This is a genomic window from Plantactinospora sp. CNZ321 (genome assembly GCF_004217235.1).
Map to the genome: position 1 here is coordinate 838,009 of NZ_SHKQ01000001.1, position 24,536 is coordinate 862,544.

At 73.7% G+C, this 24,536-nt stretch carries 19 protein-coding genes and 1 pseudogene; 11 read left to right on the top strand and 9 right to left on the bottom strand.

What is annotated here, in order from left to right; all coding sequences use genetic code 11:
- Positions 1 to 75 precede the first annotated feature (75 nt).
- Both EV371_RS03635 and ctaC read right to left on the bottom strand, forming a co-directional pair.
- Complete coding sequence (locus tag EV371_RS03635; protein WP_130460790.1) at positions 76 to 501, bottom strand: aa3-type cytochrome oxidase subunit IV; 426 nt, start codon at positions 499 to 501, stop codon at positions 76 to 78.
- Between the two features lie 7 nt (positions 502 to 508).
- A complete protein-coding gene (gene ctaC, locus EV371_RS03640; protein ID WP_130460791.1) occupies positions 509 to 1,471 on the bottom strand; it encodes an aa3-type cytochrome oxidase subunit II in 963 nt (320 codons plus the stop codon).
- 172 nt (positions 1,472 to 1,643) lie between these two features.
- Here ctaC and EV371_RS03645 point away from each other — a divergent pair, with 172 nt between their 5' ends.
- The gene (locus tag EV371_RS03645) at positions 1,644 to 2,795 is read left to right on the top strand and encodes an aminotransferase class V-fold PLP-dependent enzyme (protein ID WP_130460792.1); all 1,152 of its coding nucleotides are present in this window, start codon (positions 1,644 to 1,646) and stop codon (positions 2,793 to 2,795) included.
- A 125-nt stretch (positions 2,796 to 2,920) separates the two neighbouring features.
- The gene (locus EV371_RS03650) at positions 2,921 to 3,154 is read left to right on the top strand and encodes a sulfurtransferase TusA family protein (protein ID WP_130460793.1); all 234 of its coding nucleotides are present in this window, start codon (positions 2,921 to 2,923) and stop codon (positions 3,152 to 3,154) included.
- A 54-nt stretch (positions 3,155 to 3,208) separates the two neighbouring features.
- Here the strand turns inward: EV371_RS03650 and EV371_RS03655 are convergent, their stop codons facing one another.
- The 3 genes from EV371_RS03655 to EV371_RS03665 form a co-directional block, all read right to left on the bottom strand.
- Positions 3,209 to 4,183, bottom strand: coding sequence for a PfkB family carbohydrate kinase (locus tag EV371_RS03655; protein ID WP_130460794.1), 975 nt, complete (start codon positions 4,181 to 4,183; stop codon positions 3,209 to 3,211).
- Positions 4,184 to 4,418: 235 nt separating this feature from the next.
- Positions 4,419 to 4,787: an iron-sulfur cluster insertion protein ErpA gene (gene erpA / locus EV371_RS03660; protein WP_130460795.1), complete on the bottom strand. Its 369-nt coding sequence runs from the start codon at positions 4,785 to 4,787 to the stop codon at positions 4,419 to 4,421.
- Positions 4,788 to 4,982: 195 nt separating this feature from the next.
- A complete protein-coding gene (locus EV371_RS03665; protein ID WP_130460796.1) occupies positions 4,983 to 6,122 on the bottom strand; it encodes a glycerate kinase in 1,140 nt (379 codons plus the stop codon).
- A gap of 69 nt (positions 6,123 to 6,191) precedes the next feature.
- Here EV371_RS03665 and nadA point away from each other — a divergent pair, with 69 nt between their 5' ends.
- The 5 genes from nadA (at position 6,192) to EV371_RS03690 (ending at position 15,535) form a co-directional block, all read left to right on the top strand.
- Complete coding sequence (gene nadA / locus EV371_RS03670) at positions 6,192 to 7,361, top strand: quinolinate synthase NadA (protein ID WP_130460797.1); 1,170 nt, start codon at positions 6,192 to 6,194, stop codon at positions 7,359 to 7,361.
- 286 nt (positions 7,362 to 7,647) lie between these two features.
- Positions 7,648 to 9,003 carry a UDP-N-acetylglucosamine 1-carboxyvinyltransferase gene (gene murA, locus EV371_RS03675; RefSeq protein WP_130460798.1) on the top strand — a complete coding sequence of 452 codons (1,356 nt, stop codon included), beginning with the start codon at positions 7,648 to 7,650 and terminating at the stop codon, positions 9,001 to 9,003.
- Positions 9,004 to 9,206: 203 nt separating this feature from the next.
- Entirely contained in the window at positions 9,207 to 9,815 is a 609-nt protein-coding gene (locus tag EV371_RS03680) for a DUF3043 domain-containing protein (RefSeq protein ID WP_130460799.1), read from the top strand.
- Positions 9,816 to 10,285: 470 nt separating this feature from the next.
- Positions 10,286 to 14,398 carry a WG repeat-containing protein gene (locus EV371_RS34060; protein WP_486484465.1) on the top strand — a complete coding sequence of 1,371 codons (4,113 nt, stop codon included), beginning with the start codon at positions 10,286 to 10,288 and terminating at the stop codon, positions 14,396 to 14,398.
- Positions 14,399 to 14,536: 138 nt separating this feature from the next.
- Positions 14,537 to 15,535, top strand: a complete 999-nt coding sequence (locus EV371_RS03690) for an aldo/keto reductase (RefSeq protein WP_130460800.1) — start codon at positions 14,537 to 14,539, stop codon at positions 15,533 to 15,535.
- 89 nt (positions 15,536 to 15,624) lie between these two features.
- Here the strand turns inward: EV371_RS03690 and EV371_RS03695 are convergent, their stop codons facing one another.
- Both EV371_RS03695 and EV371_RS03700 read right to left on the bottom strand, forming a co-directional pair.
- Positions 15,625 to 16,422, bottom strand: a complete 798-nt coding sequence (locus EV371_RS03695) for a zinc metalloprotease (protein ID WP_130460801.1) — start codon at positions 16,420 to 16,422, stop codon at positions 15,625 to 15,627.
- Positions 16,423 to 16,426: 4 nt separating this feature from the next.
- Positions 16,427 to 16,627, bottom strand: coding sequence for a hypothetical protein (locus EV371_RS03700; RefSeq protein ID WP_130460802.1), 201 nt, complete (start codon positions 16,625 to 16,627; stop codon positions 16,427 to 16,429).
- Positions 16,628 to 16,777: 150 nt separating this feature from the next.
- Here EV371_RS03700 and EV371_RS03705 point away from each other — a divergent pair.
- From EV371_RS03705 to EV371_RS03715, 3 genes and pseudogenes are all read left to right on the top strand, one after another.
- Positions 16,778 to 18,859: pseudogene (locus EV371_RS03705) on the top strand (bifunctional adenosylcobinamide kinase/adenosylcobinamide-phosphate guanylyltransferase); the annotation flags it as partial.
- 88 nt (positions 18,860 to 18,947) lie between these two features.
- Entirely contained in the window at positions 18,948 to 19,736 is a 789-nt protein-coding gene (locus EV371_RS03710) for an adenosylcobinamide-GDP ribazoletransferase (RefSeq protein ID WP_207230396.1), read from the top strand.
- Between the two features lie 85 nt (positions 19,737 to 19,821).
- The gene (locus EV371_RS03715; protein WP_130460804.1) at positions 19,822 to 21,114 is read left to right on the top strand and encodes a DUF2314 domain-containing protein; all 1,293 of its coding nucleotides are present in this window, start codon (positions 19,822 to 19,824) and stop codon (positions 21,112 to 21,114) included.
- A gap of 76 nt (positions 21,115 to 21,190) precedes the next feature.
- Here EV371_RS03715 and gcvT read toward each other — a convergent pair whose 3' ends face one another.
- Positions 21,191 to 22,378 carry a glycine cleavage system aminomethyltransferase GcvT gene (gene gcvT / locus EV371_RS03720; protein ID WP_130460805.1) on the bottom strand — a complete coding sequence of 396 codons (1,188 nt, stop codon included), beginning with the start codon at positions 22,376 to 22,378 and terminating at the stop codon, positions 21,191 to 21,193.
- 196 nt (positions 22,379 to 22,574) lie between these two features.
- Here gcvT and EV371_RS03725 point away from each other — a divergent pair, with 196 nt between their 5' ends.
- Positions 22,575 to 24,152, top strand: coding sequence for a leucyl aminopeptidase (locus EV371_RS03725; protein WP_130460806.1), 1,578 nt, complete (start codon positions 22,575 to 22,577; stop codon positions 24,150 to 24,152).
- A 48-nt stretch (positions 24,153 to 24,200) separates the two neighbouring features.
- Here the strand turns inward: EV371_RS03725 and EV371_RS03730 are convergent, their stop codons facing one another.
- A complete protein-coding gene (locus tag EV371_RS03730; RefSeq protein WP_130460807.1) occupies positions 24,201 to 24,527 on the bottom strand; it encodes a hypothetical protein in 327 nt (108 codons plus the stop codon).
- Positions 24,528 to 24,536 lie beyond the last annotated feature (9 nt).

Consider the following 24,536-nt stretch of genomic DNA (forward strand, 5'->3'; position numbering starts at 1 on the left):
GCGGGGCGCTGACGACGACGACCCGCACCCCGAGACGGGGACTGCGGGTCGTCGGAGAAGTCGCGAGGCGGCCGGTCAGTGCTCCGCGGTGCGCCGGGTGCCGGAGTAGTACTCGAAGAGCAGGCCACAGGCGGCGAAGATCACCGTGACCAGGCCCCCGATGATCAGCCACCACTGCCAGAAGACCAGGCCGAGACCGGTGAGGGTGGCGGCGAAGGCCAGCCCGATCGGCCAGTAGCTGCCCGGGCTGAAGAAGCCGACCTCACCCGCGCCGTCCGCGATCTCGGCGTCCGCCCGGTCCTCCGGACGCAGGTCGATCCGCCGCGACACGAACCAGAAGAAGCCGCCGCACATCGCGGTGAGCCCGGCTGACAGCCCCAGCGCGATCGTACCGATCCACTCGACCCGCCCGTCCGCGCCGGAGGTCCACAGCCCGTAGACGACCGCCGCGAGGGCCAGGAAGATCGAGACGACGCTGAAAATCTTCCACTCGGTCTTCATTGGGACCTCAGCTTCCCGCGCTCGCGTTACCGAAGTTGTTGTTGTCCCGCTTGGTCTCGAACGGGTGGGTGGTCTGGGCCAGCGGCTCCTCACCGACGGCGATCAGTGCCTCCTGGGTCGACTGGCCGCCCCGCTTCGCCTCGATGAACCGGTCGTACTGGTCCGGCGAGACGACCCGCAGCTCGAAGTTCATCATCGAGTGGTACGTGCCGCACAGCTCGGCGCAGCGGCCGACGTACGCCCCCTCGGTGTCGAGGCTACTGACCTCGAAGACGTTACGGACGTTTCCGGGGAAGACGTCCCGCTTGAACAACATCTCCGGCACCCAGAACGAGTGGATGACGTCCCTGCTGGTCTCCTCGAACCGGATGCTCCGGCCGGTCGGCAGCACCAGGATCGGGATCACCTCGGTGGTGCCGAGCGTCGAGGCGACGGTGTTGGCGTCCTCACCCGGCCTGTCCCGGTAGTTGAACTGCCAGTTCCACTTGAAGGCAACCACCTCGACGGTCACGTCCGGGTTGCTTCTGACCTTGTCGACCCCGGTCTGCACGACCGCCGTGTAGTAGAAGAGCACGGCGACCACCAGGATCGGCGTGATCGTGTAGAGGAACTCCATCGGCATGTTGAACCGGGTCTGCACCGGCAGCGCCTCACCCCGCTTGCGGTAGCGGATGATGCACCAGAAGATCAGGCCCCAGACGAGCGCGCCGACCGCCAGGGCCGCGATCGACGAGCCGATCCAGAGGTCGTACATGCGGTTGGCCTCGGGGCTGATGCCCTGCTGAGGCCACCCGAACCCGTCGAACGTCCGGCCGACGTCACAACCGGTGAGCAGGGCGAGCAGCGCGGCGCCACCGGCGCCGAGCCCGGCCAGCCGGGCAATCGACGGGCGTGGGCCGCGCCCTCGGGCGTTCCGGGGACTGCTCTGCCGTACGGCCGACGGCCGTACCTCCGAACCCCTTGCGACCACCTGGTCCTGCCTCCCTAGCGCGCCGCGGCGTCGGCGGTTGTCGACGCCGGCGGCAAAGGCGTCACCGACGGTCGCAGATTACTCGACCTGCGTGGGCTGGACGGCCTTGGGGTCGGTGTCCCCACTCTGCCGGGGGATCTTGCCCGACCCCGGGCCGCGCTACGGTTTGCTGGTGAGCGACCATCCGGCGTACTTCGACGCGGCCTCATCGGCACCGTTACACCCGGTAGCCCGGCAGGCGATGCTCGCCGCGCTGGAGGACGGCTGGGCCGATCCGGCCCGGCTCTACGCGCCGGCCCGTCGGGCCCGCCAGCTCCTCGACGCGGCCCGGGCAGCCACCGCCGAGGTGCTCGGGGTACGCCCCGACGAACTCTCCTTTACCCCCAGCGGTACGGCGGCGGCGCACGCCGCGGTGCTCGGCGGGCTGGCCGGGCGACGTCGGGCGGGCGGCACACTGGTGCACTCGGCGATCGAGCACTCCGCGGTGCTGCACGCGGCGGAACGGCACGTGGCCGCCGGCGGCCGGGCCACCCCGATCCCGGTGGACCGGGCCGGGCGGCTCGATCTCGACGCCTGGTCGTCGGCGGTCGCCGGCCCCCGGGTGGCGCTCGCCACCCTGATCAGCGCCAGCCACGAGGTGGGTACGGTGCAGCCGGTGGCCGAGGCGGCCCGGGCCTGCGCGGCGGCCGGGGTGCCGCTGCACGTCGACGCCGCCCAGTCGGTGGGCCGGCTGCCGGTGCCGGAGGGCTGGTCGATCCTGTCGGCCAGCGCGCACAAGTGGGGCGGTCCGGCCGGGGTCGGGCTGTTGGTGGTCCGCAAGGGCACCCGCTGGGAGTCGCCGTATCCGGCGGACGAGCGGGAGGCGGGCCGTACACCCGGGGTCGGAAACCTGCCGGCGATCGTGGCGGCGGCCGCCGCGCTGCGGGCGGTGCACGCGGAGGCTGCCGCCGAGGCCGCCCGGCTCGGTCCGCTGGTCGACCGGATCCGCGCCACCGTGGCGGCGACGGTGCCCGACGTGGAGGTGCTCGGCGACCCGGTGGACCGGCTGCCGCACCTGGTCACCTTCTCCTGCCTCTACCTGGACGGCGAGGCGCTGCTGCACGCCCTGGACCGGCGCGGCTTCGCCGTCTCGTCCGGCTCGTCCTGCACCTCGTCCACGCTGCGCCCGTCGCACGTGTTGGAGGCGATGGGGGTGCTGTCGCACGGCAACATCCGGATCTCGCTGCACCGGGAGAGCACCGCGGCGGAGGTCGACCGGTTCCTCGCCGAACTGCCGGACATCGTGGCCGGGCTGCGCGCCGAGGCCGGCGTGGTCGGGCTGTGAGGTCCACGACGGCAGGCGGGCTGGGACCCGCGACGGCAGCCCGGCTGGCCGGACACCGGCCGGCGTCGGACAATCGCCAGAGAGCAGATCGGAAAGGGTCGTACCCGAGTGTCGGGAGGTCATCGGTGAACGGGCCGGACGAGGTCGTCGACTGTCTCGGGCAACGCTGCCCGCTGCCGGTCATCGCGGCGGCCCGGCGACTGCCCCAGCTGCGGGTCGGTGGCGTGCTCCGGGTCCTCGCCGACGACCCGGCCGCGGCGATCGACATTCCGGCCTGGTGCCGGATGCGGGGACAGGAACTCGTCGACACCCCGACCGTCGACGGCTCCCCCGCGTACGACATCCGCCGCGCCCACTGACCCCCGGCCCGCGCGGGTGGGGTGATCGCCCGCGCCGGTCTCCCCGGCAGGGGCTCAGCCCAGGTGCTGACGGACCTCCTCGGCGGCCTGGTCGCCGTACGACTCCGCGAGGCGCTTGACGAAGAGGTCGGCGCGGACCTCGTACTCCTGGGTGCCGACGGTCTCCAGCACCAGCGTGGCGAGGAGCGCGCCGATCTGGGCGGACCGCTCCAGCCCCAGGCCCCAGGAGAGACCGGCGAAGAAGCCGGCCCGGAAGCCGTCGCCCACCCCGGTCGGGTCGGCGACGTGCAACTCGCGGGCGATCGGCACGTGGATCCGCTCGATGTCCCGGCCGACGATCTCCACGCCGTCCTTGCCCAGCGTGGTGACCCGGATCCTCACCCGGTCCAGCAACTGGTCGTCGGTGAGCCCGGCCTTGCTCTGCAGCAGCGACTTCTCGTAGTCGTTGGTGAGCAGGTAGTCGGCGCCGTCGATCAGGCCGAGGACGTCGGAGCCGTCCATCCGGGCGAGCTGCTGCGACGGGTCGGCGGCGAACGCGAACCCCCGCTGGCGGCATTCCTCGGAGTGCCGCAGCATCGCGGCCGGGTCGTTCGCGCTGACCAGCACCAGGTCCAGCCCGCCGACCCGTTCGGCGACCGGGGCCAGCTCGATGTTGCGGGCCTCGCTCATCGCCCCGGCGTAGAAGGAGGCGATCTGGCACATCTCGGTGTCGGTGGTGCAGACGAACCGGGCCGTGTGGGCGACCTCGCTGACGTGCACGGAGGTGCAGTCGACCCCGTGCCGCTCCAGCCAGGACCGGTAGTCGTCGAAGTCGGCACCGACCGCGCCGAGCAGCACCGGCCGCAGACCGAGCTGCGCCATCCCGAAGGCGATGTTGGCGGCCACCCCGCCGCGCCGGAGCACCAGCTCGTCGACGAGGAAGGAGAGCGAGACCTTGTGCAGCTGCTCGGCGATGAACTGATCGGCGAACCGGCCCGGGAAGTTCATCAGGTGGTCGGTGGCGATCGAACCGGTGACGGCGATCTTCATGTCGGGCCCTCGGAGTGGGAGACGGAACTGCGGCCGGGTCAGCCTACCGGTCCGTCGGGTGCCACGCCCCGAATCGATCGGGTACCGGCCAGGAACGCCGAACGGGCCGCTCCCGCGCGACGGCGTGACGGACTCTCCGGGTAAACCTCACACCGCCCGCCGGGGCGACCCGCTCAGGCAACCAGTATGCAACTGTAAATCTGGGTGCACCGGCTAAACCGGGGCAAAGCACCAATCAGTGGAACGAATCGCCACAAGCGCACGAGTTCTGCGCATTGGGGTTGTCGATGGTGAAGCCCTGGGCGTCGATCCGGTCGGCGAAGTCGATGGTGGCGCCGGTCAGGTACGGGGCGCTCATCCGGTCGACGACCACCTCGACCCCGCCGAAGTCGCTGACCACGTCACCGTCCAGCGAACGCTCGTCGAAGAAGAGCTGGTACCGCAGGCCCGAGCAGCCACCCGGCTGCACCGCGACCCGCAGCCGCAGGTCGTCGCGGCCCTCCTGCTCGATCAGGGCCTTCACCTTCTCCGCCGCGACGTCGGTCAGGACGACGGTGCTCGGAGCGGTTGCCGCGGTCGTCTCGGTCTGCGCTGGCGTTGTCACGATGAAAGTCTCCCCTGCGCCGGTGCGATGGTTGTCCGTACTGGCCAACGCTAGCCGGCTGGCCGATGATTCCCAATGCGGGTACGGGATCGATTCTAGGCCGATGCGACGCAGGTCACCCCGGCTCGGCGGAACCGGCCCCGGTGTGCCGGATCGTCCCGGCCGCCCGTCGGCGGGGCCGAACGCGCCGCAGCGTCACCGGCTCCACTGCCCGGCCAGCCGCCCCGCCAGCGCCCGCAGCCCCTCCGCCGGCCGGCTCATCGCCCGCTCGACCCCGCCGTGTGGTTCCCCGCCGAAGTGGTCCACCAGGCTGTGCGTCTCGGTCACCCCGGCCGCCGCCGACTCCCGCCGTCCGGCGCTGACCCGGCCGGCCAGCACCACGCAGGGCACCCCGCGGTCCCGGGCCGCCCCGGCCACCCCGGCGACCACCTTGCCGCGCAGCGACTGGTGGTCGAAGGAGCCCTCCCCGGTGATCACCAGATCGGCCCCGTCGTACGCGGCGTCCAGCCCGGTCAGCCGGGTGACCAGCTCGATGCCGGACTCGCAGCTGCCGCCCAGTGCGAGCAACGCCGCACCGAGCCCGCCGGCCGCGCCGGCACCGGGCAGCCCGGCCAGCCCGGGCGGGCAGCCGGGCAGGTCCCGCTCCAGCACCTCGGCGAAGCGCCGCAGCGCGTCGTCGAGCAGGAGTACGTCCTCGCGCGTCGCGCCCTTCTGCGGCCCGAAGACGTTCGACGCCCCGGTCAGCCCGGTCAGCGGGTTGTCGACGTCGGTCGCCCCGACCAGTTCCATCCCGCGTGTCTGGGGCCGGCCGGCCAGCCCGGCGACGGCGAGCAACGCGGCCCCGCCGTACGGGAGGGCCTGTCCGGAGTCGTCCACCGGTACGGCGTTCAGCGCGGCCAGCAGCCCCGCGCCCGCGTCGTTCACGGCCGAGCCGCCCAGTCCCACGACGGCACGCCGGGCTCCCGCCTCGGCGGCGGTGGCGAGCAGCGCGCCGAGCCCGTACGAGGTGGTCCGCCTCGGGTCGCGCTCGTCCGTGGCGAGCAGGTGCAGCCCGCACGCCTGGGCGCTCTCCAGGTACGCGGTACCGCCGTCGGCGGTGAGCAGGATCTCACCGTCGACCGGCCGGCCCAGCGGGTCGACGGTGCGGACCGGTACCCGGCGTCCGGGCAGGGCGACGGCAAGCACCTCGACGAAGCCCGGCCCGCCGTCGGAGAGCGGCCGCAGCACCAGGTCGTCGCCGGGGGCTACCTCAAGCCAGCCCTCCCGGATCGCCTCGGCCACCTCGGACGCGGAGAGGGTGCCGGCGAACTTGTCCGGACAGATCAGGATCCGCATGGATCACGAGTGTGGCAGGCCACATCGGGACGGCCGGAAAGCGGCCCCGGCTGTGGAAGCATGGAGAACGTGACTTCGACGTGGGTAGAGCCGTCCAGCACCGCAACCGCCCTGCTGCTGCTCGGCCGGGGCGCCGACCCGGCCAGCGAGCGCGGCGTCGACTGTCCCGGCGAGCTGCCGCCGCCCAGCGACCCCGACCTGGTCGCCCGGGCCGGTGCGGCGAAGGCGGCGCTCGGCGAGCGGGTCTTCGTGCTCGGTCACCACTACCAGCGGGACGAGGTCATCCAGTTCGCCGACGTCACCGGCGACTCGTTCAAGCTCGCCCGCGAGGCGGCGGCCCGGCCGGACGCGGAGTACATCGTCTTCTGCGGCGTGCACTTCATGGCCGAGAGCGCCGACATCCTCACCGCCGACGCCCAGCGGGTGGTACTGCCCGACCTGGCCGCCGGCTGCTCGATGGCGGACATGGCGGCGCTGTCGCAGGTCGAGGCGGCCTGGGAGGCGCTGGCGGAGGTGGGCGTCGCCGACTCGACGGTGCCGGTGACGTACATGAACTCGTCGGCCGACATCAAGGGCTTCGTCGGGCGCAACGGCGGGGTGGTCTGCACCTCGTCGAACGCGGAGCGGGCGCTGCGCTGGGCATTCGAGCGCGGGCAGCGGGTGCTCTTCCTCCCCGACCAGCACCTGGGCCGCAACACGGCGGTGCTGAAGATGGGGCTGGACGCCGACGACTGCGTGCTCTACGACCCACACAAGCCGGGTGGCGGACTCACCGCGAAGCAGCTCCGGGAAGCCCGGATGATCCTGTGGCGGGGGCACTGCTCGGTGCACGGCCGGTTCACCCGGAGCAGCGTGGACGAGGTCCGGATGCGGGTGCCCGGGGTCAACGTACTGGTCCACCCCGAGTGCCGGTACGACGTGGTGACCGCGGCCGACCACGTCGGCTCGACGGAGTACATCATCAACACCATCGAGGCGGCACCGACCGGTTCGGCCTGGGCGATCGGCACCGAGCTGAACCTGGTCCGCCGGCTGGCCAACGCCCACCCCGACAAGCAGGTCATGTTCCTGGACCGGACCGTCTGCTACTGCTCGACCATGAACCGGATCGACCTGCCGCACCTGGTCTGGTCGCTGGAGGAACTGGTCGCCGGCCGGGTGCCGAACCAGATCACTGTGGACCCGGCCACCGCGCACCACGCCCGGGTGGCGCTGGACCAGATGCTGGCCCTGCCGTAGACCCCTGATCCGAACCCTGCACAGCGGACCCGAATAGTTACCGAGAGTGATCGTCGGGGTGCTGTTTCCTGCCGCTGTCCCCGTTTCGTGCCATCCGTAGCGCCGTGACCGCTCTTTTTCCGTGACCGAGCGCTATGCTGCCCGGGGCCGTGACAGAGTCCGGGCCGGTGGACGCGACGCGACGCGCCGTGCCGGTTGGGCCACGGGGCGACGGCTGAGTGGACCGGATGGTCCACCCTCGCGGACAGCATCGACGTAGAGCAGCATCGACCCGCTGGAGGTTGCGTTGACCGACGACGTCCTGGTCGTACACGGAGGTACGCCCCTTTCCGGGCAGATCCGAGTGCGCGGCGCGAAGAATCTCGTCTCCAAGGCGATGGTCGCCGCCCTGCTCGGCGACGAGCCCAGCCGGCTCTTCGACGTGCCACGGATCCGCGACGTCGAGGTGGTCCGAGGGCTGCTCGGACTGCACGGCGTGAAGGTGACCGACGGCGCCGAGGACGGCGAACTGATCTTCGACCCGGCCAACGTCGAGGGCGCCAGCACGGACCAGATCAACGTGCACGCCGGGTCCAGCCGGATTCCGATCCTGTTCTGCGGCCCGCTGCTGCACCGGCTCGGCCACGCGTTCATACCCGACCTGGGCGGCTGCCACATCGGCCCCCGGCCGATCGACTTCCACATCCAGGCGCTGCGGCAGTTCGGCGCGGTGGTGGACAAGACGCCGGAGGGGATGCACCTGACCGCGCCCAACGGCCTGCACGGCACCAAGTTCGAGCTGCCGTACCCGAGCGTGGGCGCCACCGAGCAGGTGCTGCTGACCGCGGTGCTCGCCGAGGGTGTCACCGAGCTGCGCAACGCGGCCGTCGAGCCGGAGATCATCGACCTCATCTGCATACTCCAGAAGATGGGCGCGATCATCAAGGTGCACACCGACCGGGTGATCGAGGTGCAGGGTGTGGCCCGGCTGGGCGGCTACACCCACCGGCCGATCCCGGACCGAATCGAGGCGGCGAGTTGGGCCGCCGCCGCGCTGGCCACGGGTGGCCGGGTCGAGGTGCTCGGCGCCGAGCAGGCCGACATGATGACCTTCCTCAACGTGTTCCGCTCGGTCGGCGGGGCGTACGAGGTCACCGACACCCGGCCGCCCCGGCAGGGCAGCCCGGGCCAGGAGGGCGGGATCCGGTTCTGGCACCCCGGCGGCGAACTGCGGGCGGTGGCACTGGAGACCGACGTGCACCCCGGGTTCATGACCGACTGGCAGCAGCCACTGGTGGTGGCGCTCACCCAGGCCCGTGGCCTGTCGATCGTGCACGAGACCGTGTACGAGCAGCGACTCGGCTACACCGAGGCGCTGAACAAGATGGGTGCGACCATCCAGGTCTACCGGGACTGCCTCGGCGGTACGCCCTGCCGATTCGGCCGCCGCAACTTCAAGCACTCGGCCGTGATCGCCGGGCCGTCGAAGCTGCACGCCGCCGACCTGGTGATCCCGGACCTGCGGGCCGGGTTCAGCCACCTGATCGCCGCGCTGGCCGCCGAGGGCACCTCCCGGGTCTACGGGGTGGATCTGATCAACCGGGGTTACGAGGACTTCGAGGCCAAGCTCGCCGATCTCGGCGCGCACGTCGAGCGCCCGTAGATAAGAGCGCGCCGGAGGTGAGAGCCCGCCGTAGGTAAGAGCCCGCCGTAGGTCGAGCGCCCGTGGGACGGGGGACGGGTAGGAGTAGGACGAGAGCGGACCGGGCCGGGTGAGACCTGCTCACCCGGCTCCGGGGCGGCGGCGGAGGGCTGCCGGCGTACCGCGACGTGCGGCTCCGTCCGGCGGTTGGCTACCCTTGCCGCGTGCCGTCGCTGTTTCGCCGCAAGTCCACGGACCTCGTCAAGGAGAGCACCGCTCAGGTGACCCCCGAGGAGGAGTCCGCGCCCGCCCGTCCCCGCAGCTACACCCCGAGCAAGAAGGAACTGGGCAGGGAGACTCCGAAGCGCCCGAGCGTCGGCCGGCGGGTCGCCGGTGACACGAAGCCACTCACCAAGCAGGAGGCCCGGGAACGGCGCCGGCAGACGCGCGCCGAGGCGGCAGCGGAGTTCCGCCGGGAGGGCGGCCCTCGGGACCGGGCTCCGGAGCGTGGGCTCGCCCGGGACGTGGTGGACTCCCGGCGTACGGTCGGGACCTGGTTCTTCGGCGGCGCCCTGGTGGTGCTGATCGGTTCGGCGAACACCATGCCACCGGTGGTGCGGTTCGCCTCCAACCTGCTCTGGGGCCTGCTGGCGATCGCCCTGGTGATCGACTCGGTGCTGATCTCGCGGAAGATCAAGAAGTTGGTCCGGCAGCGGTTCCCAAAGACCGACCAGCGGATGGGCTCGCTCTACCTCTACGCGATCATGCGCTCGATCACGTTCCGCCGGATGCGCGCTCCGGTCCCCCGGGTCAACCGCGGCGACTCGATCTGATCCACGCCGCGCAGCGGGTGGGGCCGGCCGTTCCCGCCGCACCACGTGCGCGGGTCGCCGTCGCCGGGCCGGCGGCGACGGCGGACAGGACCGGGGCAACAGCAGAAGCCGAAGACGGTGTTGGCGAAGGCGTCGGCAAATTGCCGATAGGTAGGCTACCGACGAAACCTTGGTCCGGTTATGGTGGCAGATGTCCGGAACCGTGGGATGATGTTTCGGCTGATGGTTGGTGCCACAGTGGCGGTGACCAAGCCCACGCCGTTACCCTCCTTCCGCGACCACGCTGCACCTAGCCGGGTGGCTTTACCCGGAACGCCCGGCTGCCCAGCGAGATTTTCGACGAGGTGACACCCCGTGAGTGAGCGACGTGAGCCGGCTTTCCCGGCCGCGTCGCGCGCGGTTCGGCGCACCGGTCGTGCCATCGGGCACCGGACCGGCCGATACGGCGACGTACGGCCCGGAGCGCCGGTATGAGCGGTCGATACTCCGGGCGCTGGGGCGAGGCCGCCGAACCGTCCTGGGTGGTCGAGCCGACCGCGGAGTGGGCGCCGCAGTTCCCGGGCCAGCGCTATCCCGGAGACATCGGTCATCAGCGCCGCCGCCGGCCGGCCGGTCGGGCAGCGGTACCGACCGGTCGGGCCAAGGTGCCACCGCCGGGCAGCCGCCCCGGTGAGGTGGAGTCCTTCGGTCGCCCCGAGCCGGTCGCCAACGGCCGCCCGGACAGCCTGCCGAACGGGCGCCCGGACGCACCGCCGAACGGCCGGCCCGACGCACCGCCGAACGGGCGCCCGGACGCACCGCCGTACGGGCGTCCCGAGGCGCTGCCGAGCGGGCGGCCCGGGCAGCCGACCGGTGCGCGCCCGGCGGCCCGGGCCGACGGGTCGCCGCGCGAGACCCGTACCGGGCGGCTCGACCGCTGGGACACCCGTTCCGCCGGCCGGAACCCGCCGCCCGACTCGCGCGACGACGGGCCGGACTCCTGGGACCAGCCGTCGAACGGACGCGGCCGGCCACCGGCCGAGTACCGCACCGGGGGCACGGTGCCGGTCGGCCGGGACGACCGGCGGTCGCCCGGCGGTAGCGAGCCCGGACCACGCGGAGGTCGCGGCGATGGCGGCTTCGCCGGCGGTCGGGCAGCGTCGGCGCACGATCCGCACCGCTCCGGCGACGACCGGCCGGGCCGCTCCGCCGCCCCGCCCGAGCGCCGCGGACGGTGGCTGACCGGGCCGGCGTCCGAGGAGACGCAGCCGCTGCCGGACCGGCGTCCGATGCCCTCGGACGGCCGGCCTGGACCGCGCGACGGTCGGGGTCGGGTCGGCCCGGGTGGCCGTCCGGCCATGCCGGCGGCCTTCGACGGCTCTCCCGGTCCCGACCGGGGCGCTCCCGGACCGGACCGGGCCGACGGTCGGGCGGCCCGAGCCGGTGGCCCACCGCCTCCCGGGAGCCACGAGATGCCTCCGGGACGTACGCCGCCCCGGATCCGCCCCGAACGCCCCGGGGCCGAGCCGCCGGCGCGGCGGCCCGCCGCGGGACCGCCCGGTGCGCCGAGCTGGCCGGCCCAGCGTGGCTCGGGCCAGGAACCGCGCGAGGGCCGACGCTTCCCCGACCTCGGTTCGGGCCGTCCGCCCGCTCGCGATCCGCGCGGTACCGATCCGGCCGCCCGTCCGGGCCCGATCCCCCGGGGCGACCGGGTCGGCCCGACTCCACCCGGCGTCGACCGCACCGCAGCCGAACTGGCACCGGGATACGGGCGACCGGACCGGACGCCGATCCCGGGTGCCGATCGGGTCCCGCCCAGGACCGGCGAACCCGCCCGCGCCGCCGAGCAGCCCCGCCCGGTCGAGCCCGCGCGCCGGCTCGACCCGGCACACCAGGTCGAGCCGGTACGCCGGGTCGAGCAGTCCCGGTCGATCGAGCCCCGGCCGATCGAGCCCGGCCGTCCGGTCGAGCCACCGCGCCCGGTCGAGCCGCCCCGCCCGGCAGAGCCACCCCGCCCGGTCGAGCCACCCCGCCCGGCAGAGCCACCCCGCCCGGCAGAGCCGCCCCGCCCGGCAGAGCCACCGCGCCCGGTCGAGCCGCCCCGCCCGGCAGAGCCACCCCGGCAGGTGCAACCGCCCCGTACCCGGCAGGTCGAGCCGCCCCGCACCGTCGACCCCGGGCCGTGGCTCACGCCGCCCCCGGCCGAGCCGGCCAGCCCAACCGAGCCGGCGGCCCCGACGGAGCCAGCACGCGAGCCGGTGACGGGTTGGCTGACCCCGGCCACTCCGGCGGAACCGGCTGCCCGGCCGCCCCGACAGCCCTCCGCCGACGAGACAGGCCAGCGCCCTCCGGTCGTGCCACCCCCGACCACCGGCCTACGGCTGGAGTTCCTGCCCGCACCGGTGCCCACCGGCACCCCGTCCCCGGCCACGCCCGCCGAGTCGACGCCGCCCGCCAGCCCGGTCCCGGGTCCGGCGGCCGGAGCGGAGACCGGCGCGTCGGTCGAACCAGCCGCCGCCACTCCGGCGGCGGGTCCCGTCATCGAACCCGCCTCGCCCGTCCCCTCGTCCGGTCCTCCGATCGAACCGGCCGACGCCGGGCCAGCGCCGGAGTCCGGACGGGCCACCGACCCGAGTGAGACTTCCGTACCCTCCATGCCAAAGACCGGACCTGTCGCGGACCGCGCCCCAGTCGGGCCGCTCACCGATGCCGCCCCGGCGGCACCCTCCCCCACCGAGCCGGGCACGGACGTGCCCCCGGTCGCCGACGAAGGTGCCGGCGCGGCGGGCCAGCCGCGCGAAGGCGCACCGGAGCTGACGGTCGACGCCGGGCCACCGGCGGACGCCCCGGCCGCGGGCGACACACCGGCGCCGGCCACCCGGACGGACACACCGGTCCCGGCCACCGCGGTGGACGGTCCGGCAGCGACCACGGCACCGGCAACCGCACCCGCCGGCGGCCCGTCGCAGCCGGCGGCCAGTTCCGGCCCGCCGGCCGCCGTGCCGACATCCGAGTCCTCGCCGGCCGCCCCGGCCTCCGGAGTACCCGTCTCCGGACCGCCGGCCGGGGCCCCGACCTCCGGACCGCCGGCCCCGACCTCCGAACCGCCGCTGGCCACCTCGCCACCGGGCTCGCCGGTCGTCGAGGCCAGTCCGGACACGGTGCTGCCGACCGGGCCGGCCGCCGGAGCCGCGACCGCACTGAGCGCGCCCACCATGCTCACCCCGATCGTCCGACCGGGTGAGAAGCGGGGACCGGCCGAGCCGGAGCCCGCCGACGTCACGCCGGAGCCCGCGGCCACCGACCCGGAACAGGTGCTGGCGTCGTACGAGTGGCGGTTCCACCACGAAACCCTGCGGGAGCTGGTCGAGGACCCCGAGTCGCTACGGGCGATCCGGGATCGGCTGACGGAGAAGCTCGAACCGGCGACGGACAACGCCACCCGGGCGCGGCTGCTGAGCCTGCGGGCGGTGGTCTCCCGCATCCTCGGCGAGTTGGGCAAGGCGCTCTCCGACGGCAAGCTGGCGCTGGCGCACGCGGAGGCGACCGGTCAACTGCGGCGGATCGCGATCGCGCAGGCCCGGCTGGCACACGTACTCCAGTGGCGGGGTGACTTCGCCGAGGCGGACCGGCTCTTCGAGGAGGCGAACTCCTCCGAGTTGCCGGACCGGCTGCGGGCGACCATGCACGAGCACGCCGGACGGTCCTGTTACGACCAGGGCCGGTACATGGAAGCCTGCAACCACTTCGAGAAGGCGCTGGAGCTGCGCAAGGTCGAGGATCCGGATCTGATCGCCCGGACCGAACTCGCGCTCGACGCGGTCTTCAACAAGGTCGCGCAGAACGGCTGGGGTCCGTACCCGCGCGACCGGGACGAGATTCTCCAGGTGCACCGGCCACCGGTGCCGAAGTTCAGCGAGAAGGTGCAGCGCTGGGGGTACGCCGACCCCGACGGCCAACTGGCGATCGCGCCGAGCTACGCCGACGTGCAACCGTTCCGGGACGGGGTGGCCTGGGTACGCCGACCCGAGACCCGTACCTGGGAGCTGATCGACGAGACCGGCGAGCTGCTGATCGACGCGTCGACCGGGTACCTCGGAGTCGGCTCCTTCTCCGACGGGCTGGCCTGGGTCTCCCCGGACGGTACCGGCGGTTGGATCGCGATCGACAAGTCCAACAAGGTGGTCATCCCGGCCGGCTTCGAGGACGTACGCCCGTTCCGGCGCGGTGTCGCCGCCGTCCGGCGGGGCGGCTGGGGTGCGATCGACCGGGCCGGCAAGGTGGTACTGCCGACCCGCTACACCGGCTTCACCACCGCGCTCACCGACGGCCGGTACGTCGACGGGTTCACCGACGAGGGGCTGGCGATCGTCGACGCGGGCGGGCGCAAGGGCGTGGTGGACCGGACCGGGCAGGTGCTGGTCGCCCCGGCCCACCCGGCGCTGGTGATCCACCCGGTCGCGTTCCTGATCGGCAACGGCACCGGGCAGTGGGGCGCGCTCGACCGCCGGGGCGAGCCGTTGATCGACGCGGTGCACCCGAGCCGGAACGACGTGATGGAGGAGATCGACCGGCTGCTCGCCGACACCAAGCCCGTGCTGTGATCCGACGTGACGGCAGCCGTGCCTGCGGTGTGCAGGGCCGGCCCCGAGCGATGGTCCGGTGCCGGGCCGGGGGTGACCTGGTTCCCCAGCCGTCGCCCAATCTGATCGAATCGGGGCACGGGGGCTAGGGTCGCAGGTATGGAATTCCGACACCTTGGCCGCTCGGGCCTGCTGGTCAGTGAGATCTCGTACGGAAACTGGATCACCCACGGCTCCCAGATCGAGGAGGAGGCCGCGCTCTCGTGCGTGCGCGCGGCTCTGGACGTCGGCATCACCACCTTCGACACCGCCGACGTGTACGCCGGCACGAAGGCCGAGGCGGTACTGGGCCGGGCCCTGAAGGGCGAGCGCCGGGAGGGTCTGGAGATCCTCACCAAGGTCTTCTGGCCGACCGGCCCGGGCCGGAACGACCGGGGCCTGTCCCGCAAGCACATCATGGAGTCGATCAACGGCTCGCTGCACCGGCTGCAGACCGACTACGTCGACGTCTACCAGGCGCACCGGTACGACTACGCCACGCCGCTGGAGGAGACGATGGAGGCGTTCGCCGACGTCGTGCACTCCGGTAAGGCGCACTACATTGGCGTCTCCGAGTGGAAGGCGTCCGAGATCCGCGCGGCGCACGCGCTGGCCCGCGAGCTGAAGATCCAGCTCGTCTCGAACCAGCCGCAGTACTCGATGCTGTGGCGGGTCATCGAGGCCGAGGTCGTGCCGACCAGTGAGGAACTCGGGGTCGGGCAGATCGTCTTCTCGCCGATCGGCCAGGGTGTGCTGACCGGCAAGTACCTGCCCGGTCAGGAGCCGCCGGCCGGCTCCCGGGCGACCGACACCTCCGGCGGGGCGGGCTTCATCGCCCGGTTCATGTCCGACGAGGTGCTGACCCGGGTGCAGCAGCTCAAGCCGCTGGCCGAGCAGGCCGGTCTCAGCATGGCCCAGCTCGCGGTCGCCTGGGTGCTGCAGAACCGGAACGTCTCCTCGGCGATCATCGGCGCATCCCGCCCGGAGCAGGTGCACGACAACGTCAAGGCGGCCGGGGTGAAGCTCGACGCCGAGCTGCTCAAGGCGATCGACGAGATCCTCGACCCGATCACCGAGCGGGACCCGGCGAAGACGCAGAGTCCCGCCAAGCGGCCGTGAGCCTGTCGCTGCCCTGAGCACTCCGGCAGCACCGTCGAAGGCCCCCGTCCGGCACGCGCCGGGCGGGGGCCTGTCGGGTACCGGGCGGGTCAGCCCTGCCAGAAGCGGATCAGGCGCAGACCCTCGGCGTAGAGGTAGTCGGGCAGGCCGATCAGGTCGCCGACCGCGAAGACCCCGTCGAAGAACCAGCCGCCGAGGCGCGGGTTCCATAGCAGGGCGAAGAGCAGGATGAAGCCGAACGGCGCCATCAGGTCGTAGCCGCGCCGCCACTGTGCGTTGAGCCAGGGCTGGATGATGTTGCCGCCGTCCAGGCCGGGCACCGGCAGCAGGTTGAGCACGCTCGCGGTGAGCTGAAGGAAGGCGAGCAGCGCGACGCCGGACCAGAACTCCGGCCGGGCGACGACGTCCACCCCGATCGCGAACGGTACGACCAGCAGCAGCGCGAACAGCACGTTGGTGGCCGGACCGGCCAGGCTGACCAGTGAGTGCCGCAGCCGGCCGGGGATCTGGTGCCGGTCGACCCAGACGGCACCGCCGGGCAGACCGATGCCGCCGAGCAGCACCACCGCGACGGGCAGGATGATCGACAGCAGCGGGTGGCTGTACTTCAGCGGGTTGAGCGTCAGGTAGCCACGGTGCGCCACCGCATGGTCGCCGGCCCGGTACGCCACCACGGCGTGGGCGTACTCGTGCAGGCAGAGTGAGACCAGCCAGCCCGTGATGACGAAGAGGAAGACGTCGAGTCGGAGGTTGCCGAACCCGTTCCACGCCATGGCGCCACTGGTCACGAAGAGCGCGACCAGGGCCAGGAAGATCGGGCTGGGCCGGAATGCCTCCGGAGGCACGCCGAGGACCAGCCGGTCCCGGCCGCGTCGGTCGAAGTTCATGCTGTCACTCGGCCGCGGGCAGCAGGCTCATTCGGTATTCCACCCGGTCGTCCTCCACGAGCAGCACCGAGGCGACACCCCCGGCGGCGAGTTCGCGCCAGGTCTGCCCGATCCACGACTCGGCGTCGGCCTGGCTGCTGAACGCCTCGGCCGGTCCGTTCACCGGATCGCCGTTCGCGCCCTCGTACCGCCAGCTCCACGGCATGTCGCGTCTCCCCTCGCCGATCTTCCGCGCCGACAAACCTCCGCCAGCCTAGTCGGCCGGCCGGTGCGAGCCTGCCAGAGCGGTCCGCAGCGATTTCCGCACCCCGTACCTCATCGCGGGATGCCCAGCCGAGCGCTCTAAGGTACGGACATGTCCGTTGACGGGTGGAGCAGGCTTCTGGTGCTGGGCGGGATCCGCTCCGGCAAGTCCGAGTTCGCCGAGTCGCTGCTGAAGGACGTACCGGTTGTCCGTTATGTCGCGACAGCCGCGACCGACCCGGACGACCCGGACTGGACGGCGCGGATCGACGCCCATCGGCTCCGCCGGCCGGCGGGCTGGACGACCGAGGAGGCCAACGCCGACCCGTCCCGGCTCGCCGAACTGATCGCCGACGCCGGCCCCGGCGACACGCTGCTCGTCGACGACCTCGGCGGCTGGGTGACCGTGCTGCTCGATCCGGCGCACCAGCCCGCCGACGACGTCGCCACCATCGGCGAACTCGGCGCCGCGATCCGGGACTGCCCGGCCAGGCTGGTGCTGGTCAGCCCCGAGGTGGGGCTGTCGACCGTGCCGGTGACCCCGCTCGGGCGGGCCTTCGCCGACGCGCTCGGCACCACCAACCAGGCGGTCGCGGACGCCTGCGACGCGGTGGTGCTGGTAATCGCCGGACAGCCGGCCTGGCTGAAGGCCGGGGCGGACCGGCCGGCGCCGACGCCGGGCGGTGCCGGCCTGCCGGGCGTACCGACGCAGGCCGACCGGGCCACCGCCGACCGGACCACCGCCGACCGGACCGCTGCCGACCGGGCCGCTGCCGCCCCCTCGGCCTGGACCGAGGTGATGGGCGAGGTGCCGCAGGTCCTCCGCCCGACCGTGCTGCCGGCGGCGGCGGCCGATCCCGTGCCGTCGCCGGGTACCGCGACCACGCCGGGGTGGACCGCGCCGACCATGACACTGCCGGTGGTCGCCACCGGCCTGGTCATCCAGGCCGGGATGGACCTGCCGATGCCGGACGAGTACGCCGGCCCGGCCGCCGTCGACCGGCTCGGCACGCTCGATCTGCCCGGCAGCGGCCTCGGCCGCCTGGACCGGGTGGTCTCGTTCGCCGCCGCCACGCAGGGTACGCCGACGCCGCAGCCGTGGCGCTCGGTCCGGGTACTGCTGCTGCACAGCGACCACTCCGGCGGAGCCGCCGCCGGCACGGTTCCGGGCGAGTCCGCCCGCCGCGCCGAGCAGGCCAGGCGGGGCGCGGGGCCGATCGCCCGGCTCGCCGCCGAGGCCGACGCCACCCTCCAGGTGGTCGAGGCGCCGCTGTCCCGGCCCATCGAGGAGGGCCCGGCGCTGACCGCCGACGAGGTCGAGGCGGCCCTGCGCTACGGCTGGCGGCTCGCGGAGGAGGCGGTGGAGGCGGGCGTGGACCTGCTGGTCCTTGCCGCCTGCGGTGCCGGTACCGGGGCCGCCGCCGCAGCCGTGCTGGCCGCCACGACCGGTGCCGAACCCGCGGCGGTACTCGGCCGGGTGGTGACGCCCGGCGGGCAGGTGGACGACGAGGCGTGGATGCGTCGCTGCGCGGCGGTACGGGACGCGATGCACCGCACCCGACGCAGCCCCCGGGACGCCAAGGACGTACTCGCCGAACTCGGTGGCGGCGACCTGGCGATCGCCGCCGGCGTGCTGCTCGGCGCGACGGCCAGACGTACCCCGGTGCTGCTGGACGGGCCGGTCGGGGTGGCGGCCGGCCTGGTCAGCCGGGACCTCGCCGGTCAGGCCCGGCACTGGTGCCTGCTGCCGGACCACGGCGGCCAGCCGGCCGTCGAGTTCGGCGCCGACGTGCTCGACCTGAGGCCGCTGCTGGACCTGCGGCTCGGCCTCGGCGAAGGCGCCGCGGCACTGGCCGCGCTGCCGCTGCTGCGCGCCGCGCTGACCCTCGCCGGCGCCCTGCCGGTGCATCCGAGCCTGGCGACGGAGCCGGCCGACCCGACGGGCGCTGCCGAGGCCGCCGACCCGGCAGGTACCGAGCAGACCGACCCGGCGCGCGATGGCTCGGAACCGGACACCGATGGCTCGGAACCGGACACCGAAGGTTTGGAACCCGCCACCGAAAGCCCCGGGCGGAACGACGGCGCCCCGGACGACGACCGGGAGTTCATCGAGCCGTCACCGACCGGTCCCGGCCCCACCGCCACGCCGGAGGGCGACACCGGACAGCCGCCCGCGGGCGCACCGCGACCGGGACAGCCGCCGACGGACGGGACGACCGCCGGCGCGGTTCCGGCCGGCGACCGGGAGGACGGCCGCCGGGACGGCGCCACCGTGCCACCGGGTGTCTGAGGGCCACCGGGTGTCCGAGGGCCGGCTCGCCGACGGCGGCCGGCTGGCACTGACCACGTTCACCGTCGCGCCGCTGCGGGCCGGTCGGGTCGACCGGGCCACCGCCGGTACGGCGATGATCCTGGCCCCGGTGGTCGGCGCGCTGCTCGGGGTACTCCTCGCCGGAGTGCTCGGCGGGCTGGGCGCGCTCGCCCCGCCGCTGGTCGCCGGCGTGGTGACCGTGGCGGTTGCGGCGCTGCTGACCCGGGGACTGCACCTGGACGGGCTGGCCGACACCGTGGACGCGCTCGGCTCGTACCGCTCCGGGGAGGCGGCGCTGCGGATCATGCGGCAGCCGGACGTCGGCCCGTTCGGGGTGACCGCGCTGCTCCTCGTACTCCTGCTCCAGGCCGCCTCCTTCGCGGCGCTGGCCACCCGGCCGTGGAGCGCGCTGCTCGCGGCGCTGGCCGCCGGCGCCGCGACCGGCCGGCTGGCGGTGACCTGGGCCTGCCGGCGCGGCGTCCCGGCGGCCCGCCCGGAGGGGCTCGGCGCGCTGGTCGCCGGCACCGTCGGCCCGGCGGCACTGGTCGGGCTCTCGGCCGGGGTGGCGCTGCTCGCCGTGCCTGCGGTGCCGGATCGCCCCTGGCAGGGTCCGCTCGCCGTCGCCGTGGCGCTGGCCGGCACACTGCTGCTGGTCCGGCACGTGGTACGCCGGCTCGGCGGCATCACCGGCGACGTGCTCGGCGCGGCCGTCGAACTCGCCAGCACAATGTGCTACCTGGGTGTCGTGCTGACCGGCTGACCGGGGCTGGCGTTCGCGGGTAGCGTTCGCGAAAAGGACACCAGCACGAGTACCAGGCCAACAGGCGGTCGAGCGGGGGAACGTAATGCTCATCACGGACGATTTCCTGCCCGTGCCGGTCCCGGAGTCGCTGACAGCGACCTACCTGGTGCCCACCACCGGCCAGGTCGACCCCGCCCCGGCCGAGGCGGTGGCGGCGCTCGGCGGGCGGCTCCCCACGCCCGTGCACGACCTCGCCCGGCAGATGCTGGACAGCCCGCTGATGACGGTCGACACCCGGCCGATCGCCGAGTTTCCGCACCTGCCGCCGGACCTGCTCACCGCGTTCGGTGCCACCGACACCCAGTTGGCCCGGCTGGACGCCGCCACCGACCTGGTGGTGGTGCAGGCCAGCTACCGGCCCGGCTGGCCGCCCGCGCACGAGTGGGCGGCCCGTACGGTCGCCTGCGCCGTCGCCGAGTCTCTCGGCGCCGACGTGGTGGACGTCTTCGCGTTGCAGTTCCTGGACCCGGCCACCGCGCTGCGCTCGCTGCCGGATGCCGAGGGCCGGGTACGCCTGATCGACTGGGTCCTGGTGCCCTACTCGTCGGACGACGACGGCCTCTGGTTCACCACCAAGGGACTGCGCCGGTTCGGGCTGCTGGAGTTGCAGGCCCAGGGGGTGCCGACGCACCTGACCCGGGCCTGGGGCGCGGTGATGACCGGGGTGGCCCGGCGGCTGCTCCGGGCCTGGACCGACGGGCTCTCCGACAGCGAGGTGCCGGCCTTCGTCCAGTTGCCGGTGGTCACCTCGGTCAGCGGGCACGACATCGCGGTGGCGTACGGCAACCCGCAGCAACACGACACCACCGGCCCGGCTGCGCTGCGGCTGGAACTCGACCCGGCCACCGACCCGGACGCCGACTCGTTCCTGACCCTGCTACCGCCGTCCGGCCATCCCGGTCCGACCGGACGGTACTTCGCCGCGGTCTGCGCCGCGCTGTTCGGCGCCGCCGCCCAGTCCGACGTCCGGTACGCCCGGCCGGACGACGCGATGGCCCGGGCGATCGCCACCGCCCGGGACGGGCTGCCCGGCATCCGGGAGCGGTTCCTCGCCGGCACCCTGCCCGACGGGGTGCAGTTGCTGGTCAAGTACGGCCTGCCGACCGACGAGGGACCGGAGTTCGTCTGGGCCGGGGTCACCTCGTGGGCGAACCCGGAACGGATCGTCGGGGCCAGCGTCAGCGACGCCGCCGCCGATCCGGCGGTCCGGATCGGTCAGCCCGTCGTGGTGGACGCCGTCGACGTGGTCGACTGGGCCCTGCTGGACGGCAGCGGGGTGATCGAGGGCGGCTGGACGCAGGCGGTACTCGACGCTGGCGACCGCTCGCAGCGCTGACCACGCCCCCATCCGCCGCCCCCTCGATCCCACCCCGCCTGGACTCCCGGTCTCGCCGAACGGCGGCGGCGGGCCGCTACTTCACGGACGGTTGGACGAAGGGGGGACGCATCACCCGCATCGCCGCGCGGCGGCCCCGCACGTCGACCTCGACCTCGTCGTCCTGGCCCAGCCCGGCGGCGCTGTCCAGCAGGGCGAGGGCGATACCGGCCTTCCGGGTCGGCGAGAAGGTGCCGCTGGTGACCGTGCCGACGGGCGTTCCGTCGGCGGAGAGCACCGTCATGCCCGGCCGCGGGATGCCCCGGTCCAGCGCCAGCAGCCCCCACAGGGTGCGCCGCGGCCCGGCCGCCTTCTCCGCGAGCAGCGCGTCCCGTCCCCAGAACGCCGGCTTGTCCCAGCCGACCGCCCATCCCGTCCGGGCCTGCACCGGGGTGATCTCCGGGGAGAGGTCCTGGCCGTGCAGCGGGTAGCCCATCTCGGTCCGCAGGGTGTCCCGGGCGCCGAGCCCGCAGGCACGGATCCCGTACGGTTCGCCGGCCGCCAACAGCGCGTCCCAGACCGTGGTCGCCGCCTCGACCGGCACCACCAGCTCGTACCCGTGCTCGCCGGTGTAACCGGTCCGGCAGACCACCAGCGACACCAGGTCGCCGTCCGGGGTGGCCGCCCCGGTGGTGGAGAGGCCGAGTTCGGCGGTGGAGAAGCTCATGTACGCGTGCCCGGTGGGCAGTCCGAGGGTGCCGAGCAGCTCGGCCGAGCGCGGCCCCTGCACGGCCAGCACGGCCCACGCCTCGTGCTCGTCGGTCACGGTGATCCCGACCGGGGCGGCGGCGCGCAGCCGGCGTACCACCTCGGCGGTGTTGGCGGCGTTCGGGATCAGGAAGACGTGCTCGGAATCGTGCAGGTAGGCGATGACGTCGTCCACCACCCCGCCGGTGGCCTCGTCGCAGCAGAGCGTGTACTGTGCCCGTCCCGGCCCGATCCGGCCGAGGTCGTTGCTGAGGCAGGCGTTGACGAAGTCCGCCGCCCCCGGGCCGGTGACCCGGGCCTTGCCCAGGTGGGAGACGTCGAACACGCCCACCCCGGTACGCACCGCGGTGTGTTCGCGGAGGACTCCGCCGCCGGCGTACTCCAGCGGCATGGACCAGCCGCCGAAGGCGGCGAACTTGGCGCCGAGCGCGGCGTGCCGCTCGTGCAGTGGCGATCGGCGGAGTGCGTCGGCGGAAGGTTCCGGGGTCTCGCCGGTCACCTGCGTCGGGTCGGTCATGGGTCGCAACATACCTGTGCGTCGGCTCGGCCCCGGGTCGCAACCTACCTGCGATCCGGCTGATGGTTAGCATCGGCGGGACCCGTCCGGCGGATCGTCGGCGGGACAGTCCATCCGTCCGGCGGGTAGGTTGCGCCGGAGACCACAACGCCCGGCCGCAACCAGGCGGCCGGCCACGCCCGTCCGGAGCCGCGCAGTGACATCGTCCAGCACCACCCTCAGCCTGGTCGACACCGACCCCGCCGAACTCGCCGTCGACGCCGTCGTCATCGGGTTGCACAGTCAGACGGTGGACGAACCGGGTCCGACCACGAACTTCGCCGGGACCCTGCTCCTCGCGACCGGAGCGGAGAGCATCGCCGCGGCGTTCGACGGCAGGCTGACCGAGACCCTGGCGCTGCTGGGCGCCACCGGCAGTCCGGGCGAGGTGGTCAAGCTGGCCACCCTGGGCACCGTCACGGCGCCGCTGGTCGTGGCCGTCGGGCTCGGCCCCGAGCCGACCGGCGCGGCCCCGGCACCGGAGACCCTGCGCCGGGCGGCCGCCTCCGCCGTCCGGGCGCTGGCCGGCGCCGAGCGGGTCGCGCTGACCCTTCCGGTACCCGACGACGAGGACGGTCCGGCAGCGCTGCGCGCCGCCGCCGAGGGTGCCCTGCTCGGGGCGTACCGGTTCGCCGGTTACAAGACCCGGCCGCAGCCGACCCGCCGCCCGGCGGTGGCCGCGATCGCGGTGCACGTGCCGGACGCCGGTGACGCCCGGGCCCGTGCGGAGGTCACCCGGGCCGGTGTGGTGGCCCGGGCGGTCGCCCGGACCCGGGACTGGGTGAACACCGCACCGAACGAGTTGCGCCCGCCCGCCTTCGCCGACTCGGTGGCCGCCGCCGCGCGTGAGGCGGGACTCGGCGTGGAGGTCCTCGACGAGCAGGCGCTGGCCGACGGCGGCTACGGCGGCATCCTGGCCGTCGGGCTCGGCTCGGAGGCGCCGCCCCGGCTGGTGAAGCTCTCCTACGACCCCGCCGGTGCCGGCGGGACGGTGCAGCGGCTGGCGCTGGTGGGCAAGGGCATCACCTTCGACACCGGCGGCGTCTCGATCAAGCCGGCCCAGGGCATGTGGGAGATGAAGTCCGACATGGCCGGGGCGGCGGCGGTCGCCGCCACCATGCTGGCGATCGCCGAGCTGAAGCCGGCGGTCGCGGTGACCGGGTACCTGCCGATGGCCGAGAACATGCCGTCGGCGACCGCGTACCGGCCCGGCGACGTGGTCACGATGTTCAACGGTAAGCGGGTCGAGGTGCTGAACACCGACGCCGAGGGCCGGATGGTGCTCGGTGACGCGATGGCCCGGGCCTGTGCGGACGGCTGCGACTACCTGGTCGAGACCTCCACCCTGACCGGTGGGCAGGTGGTGGCGCTCGGCAAGCGGGTGGCCGGGGTGATGGGCAGCGCCGACCTCTGCCAGCGGGTCCAGCGGGCCGGTGACGCCGCCGGCGAGCCGGCCTGGCCGATGCCGCTGCCGGACGACGTCCGGAAGGGAATGGACTCCGAGGTCGCGGACATCTCCCAGGTCAACGCGACGATGGACCGGGCCGGCCACATGCTCCAGGGCGGTGTGTTCCTGCGCGAGTTCGTCGCCGACGAGGTGCCGTGGGCGCACATCGACATCGCCGGGCCGAGCTACCACGCGGGCGAGCCGACCGGGTACTGGACCAAGGGCGGCACCGGGGTGCCGGTGCGTACCCTGCTCGAGTTGGTCGACGACATCGCCGCCAACGACTGATCCGCCGGCCGCCGCCGACTCACGGACGGGTCGGCGGCGGCCGGGCGGTCAGCCGGTGGGTCGCCGTTTGCGGCGTTCGTTGAAGTCGCGCATCCGCTGCGGATAGCCGACCAACCGCACGTCGTAGACCGGGATCGCCATCTTGTGGGCGAACCGTCGGGCACCGTCCGGGCCGTCGATGCGGCGCCGGGTCCATTCGCCGTCGTGCGCGATCAGCATGACGGTGGTCTCGGTCACGGTCGTCCGGGGCTCGATGAACGCCTCGACCCCCCGCCTCGACCGGACGAACTGTTCAAGATGGTCAAGATCCGCACGGTTTGCCGGACGATCACCCGCCGTGACAACCGCCTTCTTGCGTCGGCGAAACCAGGCCAACCCGACACT